Annotated in this window: 10 protein-coding genes and 1 tRNA gene; 4 read left to right on the top strand and 7 right to left on the bottom strand. The window is 62.0% G+C overall.

What is annotated here, in order from left to right; genetic code table 11:
- Positions 1 to 74: 74 nt before the first annotated feature.
- The 4 genes from thrC to argS form a co-directional block, all read right to left on the bottom strand.
- Positions 75 to 1,175, bottom strand: coding sequence for a threonine synthase (gene thrC / locus HMPREF2919_RS08865; RefSeq protein WP_070667269.1), 1,101 nt, complete (start codon positions 1,173 to 1,175; stop codon positions 75 to 77).
- A gap of 173 nt (positions 1,176 to 1,348) precedes the next feature.
- Entirely contained in the window at positions 1,349 to 2,638 is a 1,290-nt protein-coding gene (locus tag HMPREF2919_RS08860) for a homoserine dehydrogenase (protein WP_012903775.1), read from the bottom strand.
- A gap of 301 nt (positions 2,639 to 2,939) precedes the next feature.
- On the bottom strand, positions 2,940 to 4,460 hold the full coding sequence (locus HMPREF2919_RS08855; protein WP_070667267.1) for a diaminopimelate decarboxylase family protein: 1,521 nt from the start codon (positions 4,458 to 4,460) through the stop codon (positions 2,940 to 2,942).
- Positions 4,461 to 4,542: 82 nt separating this feature from the next.
- The gene (gene argS / locus HMPREF2919_RS08850) at positions 4,543 to 6,207 is read right to left on the bottom strand and encodes an arginine--tRNA ligase (RefSeq protein ID WP_070667266.1); all 1,665 of its coding nucleotides are present in this window, start codon (positions 6,205 to 6,207) and stop codon (positions 4,543 to 4,545) included.
- 74 nt (positions 6,208 to 6,281) lie between these two features.
- On the opposite strand from argS, the gene HMPREF2919_RS08845 reads away from it, so the two are divergent.
- The 3 genes from HMPREF2919_RS08845 to HMPREF2919_RS08835 all read left to right on the top strand — a co-directional run bounded on the left by HMPREF2919_RS08845 (position 6,282) and on the right by HMPREF2919_RS08835 (position 8,870).
- Positions 6,282 to 6,355 (top strand) — tRNA-Arg (locus HMPREF2919_RS08845).
- A gap of 308 nt (positions 6,356 to 6,663) precedes the next feature.
- On the top strand, positions 6,664 to 7,611 hold the full coding sequence (locus HMPREF2919_RS08840; RefSeq protein WP_049350335.1) for an NADP-dependent oxidoreductase: 948 nt from the start codon (positions 6,664 to 6,666) through the stop codon (positions 7,609 to 7,611).
- Between the two features lie 14 nt (positions 7,612 to 7,625).
- Positions 7,626 to 8,870, top strand: a complete 1,245-nt coding sequence (locus HMPREF2919_RS08835; RefSeq protein ID WP_049350336.1) for an alpha/beta hydrolase family protein — start codon at positions 7,626 to 7,628, stop codon at positions 8,868 to 8,870.
- A 69-nt stretch (positions 8,871 to 8,939) separates the two neighbouring features.
- Here HMPREF2919_RS08835 and HMPREF2919_RS08830 read toward each other — a convergent pair whose 3' ends face one another.
- On the bottom strand, positions 8,940 to 9,401 hold the full coding sequence (locus HMPREF2919_RS08830) for a helix-turn-helix domain-containing protein (RefSeq protein WP_044150579.1): 462 nt from the start codon (positions 9,399 to 9,401) through the stop codon (positions 8,940 to 8,942).
- 285 nt (positions 9,402 to 9,686) lie between these two features.
- On the opposite strand from HMPREF2919_RS08830, the gene hrpA reads away from it, so the two are divergent.
- The gene (gene hrpA, locus HMPREF2919_RS08825; RefSeq protein WP_070667264.1) at positions 9,687 to 14,162 is read left to right on the top strand and encodes an ATP-dependent RNA helicase HrpA; all 4,476 of its coding nucleotides are present in this window, start codon (positions 9,687 to 9,689) and stop codon (positions 14,160 to 14,162) included.
- Between the two features lie 384 nt (positions 14,163 to 14,546).
- Here hrpA and HMPREF2919_RS08820 read toward each other — a convergent pair whose 3' ends face one another.
- Complete coding sequence (locus HMPREF2919_RS08820) at positions 14,547 to 15,914, bottom strand: hypothetical protein (RefSeq protein WP_070667262.1); 1,368 nt, start codon at positions 15,912 to 15,914, stop codon at positions 14,547 to 14,549.
- Positions 15,915 to 16,191: 277 nt separating this feature from the next.
- Complete coding sequence (locus HMPREF2919_RS08815; RefSeq protein WP_070667260.1) at positions 16,192 to 17,187, bottom strand: HNH endonuclease; 996 nt, start codon at positions 17,185 to 17,187, stop codon at positions 16,192 to 16,194.
- Positions 17,188 to 17,477: the final 290 nt, after the last annotated feature.

Here is a 17,477-nt window from a genome sequence, read left to right as displayed (position 1 = left end):
ACAAAAAGGGCTGTCATGCAGGTGCACCCCGCCCCGAAAAATCGGGACGGAGTGCACAACGTAGTATGAATAGGCTAGTGCAAATCGAGAATATCTGCCACAGCAACCACGTCGAAGGGAGCCTTAGTCGGCTCAACCTTCACGCCGTTCACAGCCTGCAGAGCCCACTGCGGGTCCTTCAGACCGTGACCGGTCACGGTGATGACGATGGTCTTACCCTCGGGAGCTTCACCGGCGCGGTGCTTCTTCAGCAGACCCGCAACACCGGCAGCCGAAGCCGGCTCCACGAAGACACCCTCGCGGGAAGACAGCCAGCGGTGCGCCTCCAGAATCTCCTCATCGGTGACAGCCTCAATCACGCCGCCAGACTCATCACGAGCAGCTTCAGCCTTCTCCCACGACGCGGGGTTACCGATACGGATCGCGGTCGCAATGGTCTCAGGAGCCTCAATCGGGTGACCAGCAACGATCGGTGCAGCACCAGCAGCCTGGAAGCCCCACATGATCGGACGCTTGGTCGCAACCGGCTCCAGCACCTTACCGTCACGGTTGGTGTAAGGCTCCGAGTACTCCTTGTAGCCCTTCCAGTACGCGGTGATGTTACCCGCGTTGCCAACCGGCAGCAGGTGGTAATCGGGAGCGTCACCCAGGGTGTCAACAACCTCAAACGAACCGGTCTTCTGGCCCTCAATACGGTAAGGGTTGACCGAGTTCACCAGGAACACCGGGTAGTTCTCGCTAAGCTTGCGAGCAATCTCCAGGCAGTTATCGAAGTTGCCGTCAATCTGAATGATGTCAGCACCGTGAGCGATAGCCTGAGACAGCTTACCCATAGAAATCTTGCCGTCCGGAACCAGCACCGCACAGCGCATACCAGCCTGCAGAGCGTACGCAGCAGCCGAAGCGGAAGTGTTACCGGTCGAAGCACACACAACAGCCTTCGCGCCGTCACGCTTAGCGGCGGTCATCGCGCTGGTCATACCGCGGTCCTTGAACGAACCGGTCGGGTTCATACCCTCAAACTTCAGGTAAACGGTGTTACCGGTCTCAGCAGACAGTGCCGGCGCGTGAATCAGCGGGGTGCCGCCCTCGCCCAGGGTCACAGCCTTCACATCGTCTGCGAAGGGCAGACGGTCACGGTACTCATTGATAACGCCCTGCCACACGTGTGCCATTGGCTTCTCCTTCAATCTTGGCGCCCCGCCCGCCGATCCTCCCATGGGTCCGGCGCGGTAGCGGGTACGCGGGTTCGTTCGTGAGCGATGCTTCTACACGCGAGCATCGCACGTTTAGTGAGCGGCGCGTGCCGCACATCAGTTAGCGCTAAGCGCCTAGTGCTTCTCAGTGCCTAGTGCTTCTCGGACTCCACGCGGATGACCGAGTTCACCTCACGCACAGTGTCCAGAGCGTCAATCACAGCAATCGCACGGCGCAAATCTGCGTCCTTCGCAGAGTGGGTGACCATACGAATCTGAGCCACACCCTCCTTCGGGGCGGACTGGCGCAGAGAATCAACAGAAATGCCGTGCTCAGTCAGGATGCGGGTAATATTCGCCAGAACGCCCAGGCGATCCTCCACCAAAACACCCACCGAGTAGCGAGACACCACGTTATCCAGACCGGTTGCGTGCAGCTGAGCGTGGGAAGTCTCCGGAACACCGGGACCACCCAGCACCAGACGACGAGCCAGGGACACGAAGTCACCCAGAACAGCCGAAGCAGTCGGAGCGCCACCCGCACCGGGACCGTAGAACATCAGCTCGCCAGCGTTCTCCGCCTCAACGAACACAGCGTTGAACGCACCGTGCACGCCCGCCAGCGGGTGCTGACGAGGAATCAGGGTCGGGTTCACGCGAATGTTCGCGCCGTTCTCACCCTCACGCTCACAAATAGCCAGCAGCTTGATGACGTAACCATCAGCATCCGCGGCAGCAACATCATCAGCGGTGATGGAAGTAATGCCCTCGGTGTGCACGTCATCAATAGTGAACGTCGAGTGGAACGCCAAAGAAGCAACAATCGCAGCCTTCGACGCGGCGTCGTGGCCCTCAACGTCAGCGGTCGGGTCAGCCTCCGCGTAGCCGAGCTTCTGAGCCTCAGCCAGCGCGTCCGAGAAGGATGCGCCGGTGGTGTCCATCTGGTCAAGAATGTAATTGGTGGTGCCGTTCATGATGCCCAGAACGCGGGTCACACGGTCACCAGCCAGGGAGTCACGCAGGGGGCGCAGAATCGGGATAGCACCCGCAACAGCAGCCTCGTAAGAGAGCTGAGCACCGGACTCATCAGCGGCAGCCTGCAGTTCCACGCCGTGCTTAGCCAGCAGCGCCTTGTTGCCGGAGACCACGGACTTACCCGCCTTCAGAGCACGCAGAATGCGAGTGCGAGCCGGCTCAATACCGCCGGTCAGCTCGATGACCACATCCGCTGCATCGATGAGAGCGTCAGCATCGGTGGTGTACAGCGAGGGGTCCGCATTCCAGTGGCGGGATGCATTAGTATCGCGCACAGCAATACCGATCAACTCCACGGGCGCGCCAATGCGCTTTTCAAGGACAGCGTTATCCTCTACCAGGATGCGAGCAGCCTGGGAACCGACATTACCGGCACCAAGCAGTGCTACTTTGATCTTTTCAGCCACGATAGTCTCTTTCTACGGTCTGTTCCGGGTTCGCCCCGGTATCTCTTCGGGCTACGGTGTGGATGCGGCGCAGAGCACGCACTCAACAACCACTTTATCAAGAGGCGGGGACGGCTCAGCAGCCTCAAGCTGCGACTTTTACTCTCTGAGATGAGGTATCCCTCACAGTTATGAGGTGAACCTTATCTTCTGTCATGTTGTGAACGCGCAAAACCGTGAAGCCCCGCCCGCAACCGCCACCTCACGGCACGCATTGTAGAAACGGGAACTTCACGGCTTTTCATGATGTCAGACAGGGTTCTTAGATTTCCGACCCCATATCCAGCGCCAACATATCCTCCTCACGCTGACGGCGAATCATCATGCGAGAAGGCTTACCCTCAGCAGTGGCAATCACCGGCGGGCGAGTCAAGAAGTTATAGTTCGAACCCAGCACATAGCAGTACGCGCCGGTCGCCGGAACCGCCAGAATATCGCCAGCCTGCAGGTCAGCGGGCAGGTAGCAGTAACGAACCACCACATCGCCAGACTCGCAGTGCTTACCCACCACGCGAGAGAGCACCTGCTCCCCCGCCGGAGCACGATTCGCCAGGGTCACCGAATAATCCGATTCGTACAGCACCGGGCGGGCGTTATCGCTCATACCGCCGTCCACCGAAACGTAGCGGCGCACGCGAATCTCGCCGTTCTCGTCCTCAATGCTCACGTTCTTAATGGTGCCCACCGTGTACAGGGTCGCACCCGAAGGACCGGAAATGGAACGGCCCGGCTCGAACGACATGTGCGGAATCGCCATGCCCAGGCGCTCACAGGTCGCCGCGACGGAAGCGGCAATCGACTCGGTCACCTCGGTAATGGAGCGGGGGTGATCCGCCTCGGTGTAGCCGATGCCGTAGCCACCACCCAGGTCCAGCTCCGGCAGGGTCACACCCAGGTCACGGTTGAGACGGTTCATGAACTCCAGGGCGGTAGTAGCCGCCTGCTCGAAGCCCTCCGCCTCAAAAATCTGCGAACCAATATGGCAGTGAATACCGCGGAAATCCAGGGAATCGGTCGCATTCAGAATCGCGGCAGCCAGAGCCGCGTAAGAATCGGTAGACTCAACACCCCAGTGCTCCAGCTCCTCTTCATCCAGACCAGCAAGCGCGGCGGTGCCGGGCTGCAGGGACATGCCGAACTTCTGATCCTCGTGCGCGGTCGCAATGGATTCGTGGGTCGAGGCATGCACGCCGGGGGTGATGCGAATCAGCACCGGAACCGGGGCGTACGGCTCCTCGCCCTCAGCCACACGCTCGGCGGCAAGCTCGGCGTACACGCACTCAATGAGCTTGAGCTCATCCACCGAGTCAGCCACCACACGGCCCAGGCCGTTACGGATCGCGCGGGCAAGCTCAGCCTCCGACTTGTTATTACCGTGCAGGGCGATGTTCGCACCGGGCACCTGTGCGCGCAGAGCCAACGCCAACTCACCACCGGAGGCGGTATCCAGGCACAGGCCTTCCTCGGTCGCCCAGCGCGCCACGGCAGTGGACAGGAACGACTTACCGGCGTAGTAGACGCTCACCTTCGCACCGTGCGCGGCGAAAGCCTGCTCAAAAGCGGTGCGGTAGGCGCGGGCGCGGGCGCGGAAGGTCGTCTCGGAGAAGACGTACTGCGGGGTTTCGTGCTCATCAACCAGGTCGCTGACGGTCATGCCGTCAATGCAGAGCTCGCCCTGCTCATTGCGGGTGAAGGAGTCGGTCCAGATGGTGCGGGACAGTGCCTCGGGATGCTCGGGGTAGGTGAGCCATTCGGGGGCGTAGAGGGCGCGGGCTTCGCTCATCGTGTCTCTTTCTTAGCTATCTTGCCGGCATACGTTCAACCCCCGCCCCGGTAGCACCGGGTCGGGGGTTGAAACGAGAGTATTACATGCGCTCGGGTGCGCTCACACCCAGCAGGTTCAGGCCGTTAGCCAGCACCTGCTGCGCCGCGTTGTTCAACAACAGGCGGGTACGGTGCAGGTCGGTGACTTCCTCGTCCGCCTTGGGGGCGACGCGGGAGACACCGTACCAGCTGTGGTACGCCGAAGCGAGCTGCTCCAGGTAGCGGTTCACGCGGTGCGGCTCGTAGAACTTCGCGGCATCACGCACAGCAGCGGGGAACTGGCCGAGTACAGCCAGCAGCTCGCCGTCAGCAGCCGAGTCGAGCAGGGAGGTGTCCACGCCGTCCTCAACCTTCACGCCAGCCTCCGCGGCGTTACGTGCCACAGCGGCGGTACGTGCGTGAGCGTACTGCACGTAGTAGACCGGGTTCTCGTTGCTCTTGGAAGTCAGCAGGCCCAGGTCAATGTCGATGGGGGTGTCCACCGAGTAGCGGGTCAGCTCGTAGCGAGCCGCGTCAACGCCCACAGCCTCGACCAGGTCCTCGAGGGTGACCACGGTGCCGGCACGCTTGGACATGCGGACGGGCTTGCCGTCCTTGACCAGGTTCACCAGCTGACCGATCATGACCTCAATCTGGTCGGCGCGGTAGCCAAGAATCTGGGCGATAGCCTTCAGACGGCCCACGTAGCCGTTGTGGTCAGCACCGAGCATGTAAATCGCCACGTCGGCGGGGTTTACTGCGCGGGTCATCTTGTCCTGGTAGTAGGCGATATCGCCCGCCACGTAGGCGTGGTTGCCGTCAGACTTAATGACCACGCGGTCCTTGTCGTCGCCGTAGTCGGTGGTGCGCATCCACCATGCGCCGTCAGCCTCGAAGAGCTGACCGTTCTCACGCATGGTGTCGAGCAGGGCGTCCACCTTGCCGCCTTCGAACACGGAGTTCTCGTGGAAGAACACGTCGAAGTGGGTGCCGAATGCCGCCAGGGACTCCTTGATCTGATCGAACATCAGGTGAGTACCGATTTCGCGGAAAATCTCTTCGGGGTTCTCAGCCTCAAGCGCGTCGGGGCGCTGAGCCAGAATCTGGTCCTTAATGTCAACAATGTACGCTCCAGCGTAGCCGTCCTCGGGGGTCTCCTCGCCGCGGGCAGCGGCAATCAGAGAGCGCACGAAACGGTCAATCTGGGTGCCGTGGTCGTTGAAGTAGTATTCACGCACGACGTTAGCACCCTCAGCCTCAAGGACGCGGGCGAGCGCATCACCGACGGCAGCCCAGCGGGTACCACCCAGGTGGATGGGGCCGGTGGGGTTCGCGGAGACGAACTCAAGGTTAATGGTCTTACCGGCGAACTTGTCGCTGCGGCCGTATGCTTCGCCAGCCTCAACGATGGTGGCGGCAAGCTCACCAGCGGCTGCGGCGTCCAGGGTGATGTTCAGGAAGCCGGGGCCAGCAATATCTACGGATGCGACACCGGGGATGGCACCAATCTTCTCTGCCAGAAGAGCTGCTGCCTCACGCGGGTTCTTGCCCACCTTCTTGGCGAGCTGCAGAGCGACGTTGGTTGCCCAGTCGCCGTGTTCGCGGGACTTGGGGCGCTCCACTCGGACGGCGGGCAGTTCAGCGCCCTCCACGAGGGTCAGCTGGCCGGAGGAAATGGTTTCTTCAAGGGCAAGCGCAATGGCTTCGGAGAGTTCTTCAGGAGTCATAACAAACTATTCTAGCAAGCCTTGGCAGGTACCTGACCCTTTATCTAGTGCTTATCTGATACCATAGGTGGGTTGCCTCTGTAGCTCAGCGGATTAGAGCACCAGTTTCCGGTACTGGGGGTCGAAGGTTCGAATCCTTTCAGGGGCACGATGTTCTTATTCGAGAGGGAACACGGGAGCCGATATCCGAGGCGTATTGTTCGGGTATCGGCTCCTTTTTATTTAACAACTCAACTTTATTGAGCCGCTCACCCTGTTGTGCATAAAGCCTGCGCCGGGCGACCGTTCCCGCCACCTCCCTCTTCAACCTCAGACTTCAACCTCAGGCTTCAACCTCAGAGGGTGGACACTACCCGCCTACCTGTTGTGGCAACGCTAACAGCCTTGAGAGAATGGGAAAACGCGCACACCCGTCACATCAGCACGGCTTCAAGCCACAACAGCGGAGGTAACCCGATGACCACCATGCGCCAGATTCAGCTCACCGAATGGGGCGACGAAAGCGTTCTGCACGAAGCAAACGTACCTATCCCCTCGCCGGTGCGCGGTCACGTGCTCATCAAGACGGTTGCCGCCGGTGTCAACCCGATTGATCTGACCACCCGCAAGGGTCTGGGTCCCGCCGCTCAGCTGGCAGATCCGTCGTACAAGCCCTTCGTTCCCGGCTGGGATGTTGCCGGCACGGTGGTTGCTACCGCCGGCGACTACACGGGTTTCAAGGTGGGCGACGGCGTATTTGGTCTTGTTTCTTTTCCCTCCCCCGCCGGTGCGTACGCCGAGTATGTTCTCGCCCCGGCGCATCAGCTGGTGAAGGTGCCCGCCGATGTTCCCTGCGCGCAATTGGGTGGCGCTCCCCTGGCGGCACTGACCGCATACCAGGCGCTCTTCGAAGTGGCGCGGTTGAAGGAAGGCGAGCGCGTACTCATTCACGCCGGTGCCGGAGGCGTCGGTCACCTCGCCGTTCAGCTGGCGGCGCAGGCTGGCGCTCAGGTTTTTGCGACCGCCTCCGCGGCGAACCACGAGTTTGTGCGCTCGCTGGGTGCCCAGCCTATTGATTACCGCACCGAGGATTTCCGTACCGTACTGGGTCAGACCATGGATGTGGTGCTCAATTCCACCGGTCAGCAGACCTTCCTCGATTCGCTGGAGGTGCTGGTTCCCGGCGGCCGCATTGTCACGCTGACCAGCCCCGACCCGCTGGATGTTGCGCGTGAGCGCGGCTTCGAGGCGCAGTGGCTGACGGTTCACCCGGACCGCGCGCAGATGCAGGAGATTGCCCGCCTCATGTCCTTGGGCCTGTTGAAGGTGCACGTGGATCAGGTGCTTGATTTTTCGCAGGCTGCGCAGGCTCACACACTGGTGGCGACGGGTCGCACCCGCGGCAAGATCGTACTGGTTCCCTAACGAGGTGCTGATTCATGCAGATTTCTGAGAGCGCGCCGAAGGTTGAGGGCGCATTGAATACTGAGGGCACGCCGAATGTAGAGGGTGCACTGACCACTGAGGGCGCGCCGAAGGTTGAGGGCACCGAGTACTGCTCCGGTTTTTACCGCGAGGCGGGCTTTTACGATGCCCACTCACTACCCGACTACGGCGCGCAGTCACCGGTAACTCGCGAGGCGTTCGCCTACGATTTCTTCCCCGCCGCTGCCGATTCTTCAACTGCCGAAGCTTCAACTGTCGAGGCTTCTTCCCCCGCGCCGCTGCTGGTGTGGGTTCACGGTGGCGCCTGGCGCTTCGGCACCAACCAGGCCCTACGCGACATCATCCTGCGCACCCCTGGCGGGGAGCAGCCCAATACGCAGGCGCTCATGCGCGCCGCTTTTCAGCAGGCAGGTTGGGCGGTCGCATCCATCAACTACCGGTATTCACATCAGGCACTCTTCCCGGGTGCCCTGCACGATGTGAAGGAGGCCGTGCGTTTCTTCCGCGCCAACGCGCACGAATTCGGTATTGATCCGCAGCGCATCGCGGTAGCGGGCGGAAGCGCCGGCGGGCACCTGAGCATGATGGTTGCGCATACGGGAGATTCCGCCGCCGGTGACGGTAGCGGTGGGGATCCTGCGAGCGCACCCGAGCACGACGAATACTTTGAAGGCAGGGCGGCGAGCGCCTACCCGTCCCATAGTTCGCAGGTGGCGGCGGCGGTTTCGTTTTACGGGGTCAGCGATTTGAGGACCATCTTCACCGACCGTCCCCTGGCTGGCTATGCTCTCGACCACCCCGAGGATGATGGCGCCGAATGGCGACTGTTGGGAAGCACCTACCCGGTGCCCGCAGATGCGTCTACTATCGACGTTTCCAAGGGCGAGCGGGCGGTTCCGGGTGTCTGCATCGAGCGTGCCCAAAAGAACTGGGAGCGTGCACATCCTATTGATGTGGTACGCCCCCAGAAACAAGTGGAAAAGGTCGACAGTGCCTCTGCACAGGGAGTGAGCGGCGGTGCCACTGCCCTCATGCTCGTGCACGGTATTAGTGATTCGTGTGTGCCGTACCAGCAATCGGTGCGGGTGTATCAGGCGCTGCGCACGCGGCAGGTGCCTACCGATTTGGTGCTGGTTCCGGATGCCGAACACGGGGATTCGCGCTGTTTTAGCCCCGATATTGTTCAGCAGATGTTGCTATTTCTCAACCGCGCTGTTCAGTTCAACCGCGCTTTCTAGAACCGCGCTGTCTGAACCGTATTGTCTGACCCGAGTGATTGATCAGAAAGTAATCGACCAGATGCGGGTTTAGCGAACGCGGCGGTTCACGTATTCGTGCTCAAGGCGGTAGCGTTCGAGGTCATCAAAAGCAACGCGACGGTGCGTGTTAATGCGCTCAAACGGAATATCTCCGCGCTCCAGCAGGCGAACAACGGTCGGGCGGGATACGCCCAAGTAGTCTGCCGCCTCCTGCGTGGTCATGAGGCGGTCCTGGCGTACCACACAGACATCCTTACGGTCGGCGAATGCGCGCGCTACGGAGGTGAGGGGTCCGTACATTTCGGGGGAAATCTGTACGCGCTCGCCGTCGCCGGTGACCAGGTAGAGGGTTTCTTCGGCGCTGAGGCGGTCGAAGTGGGTGCGCAGACTCGCGTGAACGAGGGCTTGGAAGAGTTCTTCGCAGCGGTGGTGAATTTCTTCGTGCTGTCCGTCTTCGTAGCAATCCAACACTGCAACACGTGTTGCCGGGTACGTCTTTGGTGATGGCATAGTCACTCCTTCGTTACTGTGTTATTCACCACTGTAGCAGTTGAACGAAACTATCGAAAGAAAGTTAAGAAGCGCAGTTAATTCGCATCTACGGCGCATAAAATTCAGATGAATAATTATTAACTCTCTTAATAGCATTTGATGTCATTTATTGTATATTAACTGCTCTCTTGGGGCCTGTATTCCGCCACCGCCCACCCCGGGGTTCCCGCGAACAAACCCAAATATGACAAACAAAGCACACCCCAAGCCCACCGCAGGCAAGGCGAGTACACTGGATAGGATATGTCTGAGCAGAAATCCACGAAGAAACACGCAGATACTTCTAAGGCCCCCCGCACCGCCCCCACCATGGCGAGCATGGCCGCCGCAATCCACGCGGCAAAGGTACGATCCGCCGAAAAAACCGCAGATAAAACTACTGAGAACAATGCGGTAAAAAAGGGTGCACAGAAGAACAGCACCCCGAAGAATAACGCAGACCGCAAGAACTCCTCCCGCGGCGCCTCCGAACGCAACTCCAACGCCTCCCGCTCCAATCGACGCGCAGGCGCCAACAACCGTGCCCGCAAGCAGGGCAACCAGCAGGGCGACAACAAGAGCAGCCAGCAGAACCGCCCGGCACCGCGCCGCTACGAGCCGTTCATTCCCGAGGTCATCACCTACCCTGAAGAGCTGCCCGTCAGCGAACGCCGCGAAGACATCATGAACGCGATCCGCGACAACCAGGTCGTCATCATCGCGGGTGAAACCGGCTCGGGTAAGACCACCCAGATCCCCAAAATGTGCCTCGACCTGGGCCTGGGAGAGAAGGGCCTCATCGGCCACACCCAGCCGCGCCGACTCGCCGCACGCTCCGTCGCTGAACGCATCGCCGAAGAACTCGGCCAGAAAATCGGCGAAACCGTCGGCTACCAGGTGCGATTCACCTCCGAAGTGGGCGAACACAGCGCTATCAAGCTCATGACCGACGGCATTCTGCTCGCCGAGATTCAGAACGACAAGCTGCTGCGCCGCTACTCCACCCTCATCATTGACGAGGCGCACGAACGCAGCCTGAACATTGACTTCATCCTCGGCTACCTCAAGCGCATCCTGCCGCAGCGCCCGGATCTGAAGGTCATCATCACCTCCGCGACCATCGACCCGGAGCGTTTCGCACGCCACTTCTCCCCCAGCTACGTGCCGGGCAAGGGCATCGTCGACGAAAACCTCAGCGCCGAAGAACGCGAAATCGCCGAAGCGATTCTGCCCGACGATGCGCCACCCATCATTGAGGTGTCCGGCCGAACCTACCCCGTGGAAATCCGCTACCGCCCCCTCGAAGGCGACGAGCTCTACCTGGATGACGAGGAAGTGGCCGAAGACCGCGACCCCACCGACGCGATTCTCGACGCCATCAAGGAGCTCTCCAAGGAGGCACCCGGAGATATCCTCATCTTCTTCTCCGGCGAGCGCGAAATCCGCGACGCCAAGGACGCCATCGAGGCAATGGTTCTCAAGTCGCCGCGACTGAACTACGAAGTGCTGCCCCTGTACGCGCGCCTCTCGCTCGCCGAACAGCACCGCGTGTTCTCCCCCGGATCGCGCCCGCGCATCGTGCTCGCCACGAACGTTGCTGAAACCTCGCTGACCGTGCCCGGCATCAAGTACGTCATCGACACCGGCACCGCCCGCATCTCGCGCTACTCCGCGCGCACCAAGGTTCAGCGTCTGCCCATCGAGCGTATCTCGCAGGCCAGCGCCAACCAGCGTTCGGGCCGATGCGGCCGCGTCAGCGACGGCATCGCCATCCGCCTCTACTCCGAGGAAGACTTCAACTCACGCCCCGAGTTCACCGACCCCGAAATTCTGCGCACCAACCTCGCAGCCGTCATCCTACAGATGATCGCAATCGGCGTGGTTCGCGAACCCGGCGACATCTCCCGCTTCCCGTTCGTGCAGCCGCCCGCATCCCGCGCTATCAACGACGGCGTGAACCTGCTCCGCGAGCTCGGCGCGCTCACCGAACGCCCCCGCAGCCCCCGCAAGGGCCGCGGCAATAGCGCAACCCTCACCGCCATCGGCCGAGCCATGGCGGCATTCCCCGTGGACCCGCGCCTGGCCCGCATGATCATTGAAGGCGGCCGCCGCAACTGCGCCAAGGAAATGATGGTGCTCGCCGCCGCCCTGACCATCCAGGACCCGCGCGAGCGCCCCGCCGACGTGCGCGCAGAAGCCGACGCGATGCACGCCCGCTTCGTCGACGACACCTCCGACTTCTCCTCCTTCCTGCTGCTCTGGGACTACATCAACGAGCAGCAGGCGGCGCTGTCCTCCTCGCAGCTACGCAAAATGTGCCACCGCGAATACATCAACTACCTGCGCATCCGCGAATGGCAGGACCTCTTCGCCCAGCTGCGTGAAATGGGACGCACCGCCAACATTCACGCCAGCGGCGGCAGGGACATCAACGCCTCCGCCCACGAAATCGACATCCACAAGAGCCTGCTATCCGGCCTGCTCTCGCACGTGGGCGCCAAGGAAGAACGCGAAAAGGACTCCAAGGGACGCAACCGTGGCCCCCGCGAATACCTCGGCGCACGCGGCACCAAGTTCGCGATCTTCCCCGGCTCCGGCCTGTTCAAAAAGAGCCCCGACTGGGTGCTCTCCGCCGAACTCGTCGAAACCTCCCGCCTGTGGGCGCGCACCAACGCCTCCATCGACCCGCAGTGGATCGAAGAAATCGGCAAGCACCTCATCAGCGTGCAATACTCCGAACCGCACTGGTCCCTCAGCTCCGGCGCGGCAGTCGCCTACGCCAAGGGCACCCTCTTCGGTCTGACCATCTACGCCGACCGCCCCGTACAGTACGCCCGCGTAGACGCCGCCGCAGCCCGCGAACTGTTCATCCAGTCCGCCCTCGTCGAAGGCCAATGGCACACCCAGCACAAGTTCTACCTGCGCAACCAGCGCGCCCTCGCCGAGGTTGAAGAGCTTGAGGCACGCCTGCGCCGCCGCGACCTGCGCGTGGACGACTCCGTGCTCTTCGCCTTCTACGACGCACGCATCCCCGCCCACGTGACCGACGTGCGCGCCTTCGACAAGTGGTGGAAGCAGGCACGTCTCGAAGACGACAACTACCTGGACTTCAACCCCGAAAAGCTCATCAATGAGGAAGCCGCCGACTACGACGACTCGCAGTTCCCCCGCCAGTGGGTGCAGCGCACCGACAGCGGCGAACTGACCCTCGACCTGCGCTACGAATACGCCCCCACCGCCGGCGTGGGAGGCGCACGCACCGACGCCGCCAAGCGCGACGGCGTAGCAGTCCAGGTACCCATCCTGTTCCTCAACCAGCTGAACCCCGAACCGTTCCGCTGGCAGATTCCCGGCCTGCGCCACGAACTCGTCACCGCGCTCATCAAGTCGCTGCCCAAGGCGATTCGCCGCAACTTCGTGCCCGCGCCCGACGTGGCACGCGCCGCCTGCGCCGCCCTGGAGGAGGATTACTCCCCCGCAACCGACGAGCTCATCCCCTCCCTGGCACTCGTACTACGCCGCCTGCGCGGCGTCGTTGTCGAGCCCGAAGCCTTCAACTGGGACGCCGTGCCCGAACACCTGAAAATGGGATTCCAGGTGCGCAACGCACGCAACAAAATCCTGGGTGAGGGCAAAGACCTGCGAGCCCTGCAGCAACAGCTACACAAGGAAATCCGCGGCGCCCTTGCCGACTCCCTCGGCGCATCCGATGAGGCCATGGCGAAGATGGTTGCGCTCGCGCAGGGTGGATCAGGCAACTCGGGCGGCTCGGGCAGCTCCGCGGCTTCTGCCAAGAAGGGCGCGAAGAGCCCGGGTACCCCTGCCAACGCGGATGCATCCGGCGGAGTACGCGAAATCAGTGGCCTCACCGAATTCCCCGCCGACCTCTTCCCCAACGGAGAAATCCCCCGCAAGGTACAGCGCATCATCGCCACTCAAGCGGTCAACGGCTACCCCGCCCTCGTCGACGAAGAAACCAGCGTAGGCCTGCGCATCTTCCCTACCGAAGCCGAACAGCTCCACGCACAGCGCCGCGGCATCATCCGCCTGCTCCAACTGCAGGTGCCCTCGCCCGTACGCTACGTGAGCGAACACCTCTCTCACAAGGAGAAAATCGTCTTCACGCAGAACCCGCACGGCTCCATCGACGAACTCATCCGCGACTGCACCGTCGCGGCACTCGACCACCTCGTGCCGCACACCCCCATCTTCACTCACACCGAATACAGCGAACTCTACGAGCACGTGCGTGCCGAACTCATCGAGACGGTCTTCGACGTCACCAAGCTCGTCGCCGAAATCCTCTCCGAAGCCACCGCGCTGAAGAAGGCAATCAAAAAGGCAACCTCGCTGACGACCATGCACGCCGTCTCCGACGTGAAGGCACAGATGGAGAACCTCGTCTACCCCGGGTTCGTGGCGCAGACCGGCTACGACCAGCTGGTTCACCTACCGCGTTACCTGAAGGCCGCCCAGGTGCGCCTGACGAAGCTCGGCCCGAACCTACACCGCGACAACCAGCTGATGCTCACGGTGCAGGATCTTGAGGATTCCTACGATAACGCGGTCAAGTCGCTGCCGGCCGGCACCATCGTTCCGGATGCGCTCCGCCGCGTGAACTGGATGATTGAGGAGCTACGCGTCAGCTTCTTCGCCCAGGAGCTTGGTACCGCCTACACGGTGTCTGAGAAGCGCATTGCGAAGGCTCAGCGTGAGGCGCTAGACGCCATCAAGCGTTAGATTGTGAGGCTACCGGTTGTGCGGACGGCGGTGTTCGTCCTCGCTCCTACTCAGGTGTAGGTGCGCCGCATGTTTCCTCCGCGCCTACGCAGGGGCACCCGTCACCCGGACGCTCCGTCCTCTCCTTGCTTCGCTGCGGAGAGCGTCCGGGGTGACACCCTGAGGGCGCTTCCGGAAAACACGGCTGCACCTGCAGCACAAGCAAAGAGCCCCCACACGAGGTAATCGTGTGGGGGCTCTTTGCCGTTCACAGCGCAAGCTAAGCCGGGAACCTAGCACGGAAAGGCGGTGTCGTCCGTAGCGACATCAGGGTGCCCGAGCTCTGCGAGGGCGGGTGCCCCTGTAGGAGCGAGGACGAACACCGCCTCTCAGCGGGAGAAGCGTTTAGACAGCCGCCTCGCAGAAAGTTACCGTCACCGAACCGTTACCGCGCTCGCGCATCCACTGCGGCGCGTTCTCAGCCGAAACAATCGCCCCCTCGCTCACGGACGGTGCAATGTACGAGCCGCCCGCGCCACCTGCGCCGCCCTGCATCGTGTAGCCGATACCCTGACGCACGCCAGTCGGGCTGTTCAGCCACTTCTGAGTCAGCACAATCGAGGAGACAGACTGTGCCGCACCGGAACCGCCACCACCGTAGCCTGCACCGCCACCACCGGACACCACGGACTGGTAGCCGTTGAAGTTCTGCGCGTACGCGCCCTCGTCATGGTAGATGTCCAGGTCCCAGCTACGGTCCTCGTAGGTGCCCTTCTCGTGCACGCTGGCGGGGTTCTCATCCAGCTGGTAGGAGTACGCGCCCGCACCATCGCCGCCGTTGCCCGCGAAGCCGCTCGTGCCCGCGTTACCGGCAACAAACTGGCTGAACAGTACCTGGTTGTTGGTGGTTTCAAAGCCGATGATGGGGCCGCTTGCCGGCAGGGTGCCCGCCGCGCCACCGGCACCGCCAACGCCCGCTGCGCCACCGAAACCGGAGTTATAAGTCAGGACCTTGGAGCGTTCAGCGTTGTAGACTTCGTAGCCGGAGGTACCGTTGGAGCCTGCCGCTGCGGAGGCGCTACCCGCTGCGTCGAACTGCGGGGATGCGTCTGAGCCGAGGGGTGCCACACCGGCGTCGATCTGGCCGTTGAAGTTGGAGTACCAGGGGTCTGCGTAGGACACGCCGGAGGTGGTCATGCCCGCGCCGCCACCGCCGCCTGCTACAGCTACGACGACGCCGTCAATAAGCAGCGCGGAGGAGCCGCCGCCGGATGCAGCGTACGCCTGGGTCTTGGAGTTTGCCGGGTCCGCGTACTTGGCGTCGACCTGCGCGGTGATGGTGGCGGGGATAGTGTAGGCGGGTACGGCGCCGCCGTTGCCGTAGCCTTCACCACCGGCTGTGGGGGTGAGGGAGCCGTCACCGATACCGCCTGCCGCGGCGATGATCTGTACGGTGGAGCCGGGGGTTACGGGGATGATGCCGCTGACCTTCGCACCGGAGCCGGCGGGGGTCATGCGGTTGTTGGTGCCACCTGCGCCGCCGACCAGTTCGAAGCGGAGCTTGTGGACGTTGTTGGGCACGGCGAAGCTCTGCACGGTCTTGGTGCCTTCTTCGGTGCCGGAGATGTTGTACGCCGGGTGCGCGGCGAGGGTGCAGTCGTTGGTTGCGGCGACGGATGCCGCGTAGGAGGGGATGGTTGCGGAGGCGGCGACGACGGGTGCCGCCCAGGCTGCACCGGCGACGAGCTTGCGGCGGGTCAGAGATGTAGACATGGTATGCCCTTTATTCGGGTGGGGTGATGTGTTTGTGGCGCGGATGCGGGAGCCTGCAGGCCTGCGCCCGGACGCCGAGGAAAAGCATACCTTGAACCTCAGCTTTAACATAAATCCCTGGCTAGCCCACTGTGCGGGAGCTTTAGGACACCTCGCGCCGCTCCCTTCCTTCGCTCCTGCAGGGGAACCCGCCGCCCCCGGACGCTCCGCTCTTCCTTGCTTCACTGCGGAGAGCGCCCGGGCGGGCACCCTGATGTCGCTTTCGGAAGGTGCGGCTTTATGCGAGCCGCAGGTTCCGTCCGCGCACGCAACGCCAGCAGAGGGTCTGCAGGTTTTCGGGCTCGTTGTTACCGCCTTCGGATAGCGGGACCTTGTGAACGACCTCGAGGATGAGGATTCGTTCACGCATGATAGAGTTGCCGCATCCGGGGTTTTGGCAGGTGTAGTTGTCGCGTTCTTTGATGCGTTGGCGTAGCTGCGCGGTCAGGAGGGTGCGTTTGCCACCTTCGGGCCATGCCCAGCGTATTTTGCGTTCTAGGGTTTCGGAGAGCGCATCGAGGGTTGGGGTGTCGAGGGTGACGGTGACGGCGCGGTTTTCTTTGCCGCCGGGTGAGGCGTATTCGAAGCGGTAGACGGGGTATGGCACGGTCAGCCCCACGTGGCAGACATTGAGTTTGGCCCAGAACTCCTTGGCGTATTGCTTGGTGATGAACTGGGGCGGGTTGATGTGTGCGATCATATCCTCTTCGCGGCGTCGCACGTTATCGATTGCGGTTTCAAGGCGCGCGATATCGTCGGAGAGGCGTTGTACGTCTTTGAGGGTTTGCAGGTCGGCTTCGATGTGGAAGTATTTGGTGAGGTTGCCGATGGGGTCCCGCTCGGCTTCGAGAACGACCTGTTGGGAGGCCTTGTAGACGTGCGGGTGGCGTTCTTCGGGCTTCTTCTGCAGCAGTGTCTGCCAGGTTTTGGGTTGTTGAATTTCGACGGTGGCGAGGTGGCTGTACATGCCGTTGGTGGAGGTGCCGAGTTCGTAGATTCCGTGCGTGTAGATGTCGTGTACGTAGCTGGCGATTTCGTTGTATTCGCTGGCGAGTGTGGCGGTGCGTTGGCGGTGCGTCTGAAATTCGGGGGATGTGAAGTACCGGTTTTTGCGGATGGTCAGGACAATGCCCACGATGACTATGATGATGACGACGCCGAGGATGACGTACCAGAGGGAGAAGGCGAGGCATACGGCGAAGAAGATGCCAAACCCTTTGAGGGAGGATTTCACGGGTTTTCCTTTGCGATACGGCGGTGTATCTGTGAGTGTAGATTTCCTCCATTAGGGTATCGGAGGTAGGGGCGGTGCGCAAAGCATTTGATCATATCGGTGAGCTATTGAAGAGGTTCGGCGGCAGACTTACACCTTCCGGATGCGCCCTCAGGGTGCCCGAAGCGAAGCGAGGGCGGGTCCCCTGCGACGGCGCGGAGGAAGTGTGTAAGATGCACGCCCTACGAACGTAGACCCGGCGGAGCCAGCAAAAGATTGAGAAGGCGACAGCCCCTCCCCCATAAGTTCGT

The sequence above is a fragment of the Rothia sp. HMSC068E02 genome (assembly GCF_001813565.1).
GTDB lineage: Bacteria > Actinomycetota > Actinomycetes > Actinomycetales > Micrococcaceae > Rothia.
The sequence above is the reverse complement of the archived record's forward strand: the minus strand, read 5'-3'. Positions and strand labels throughout refer to the sequence as shown.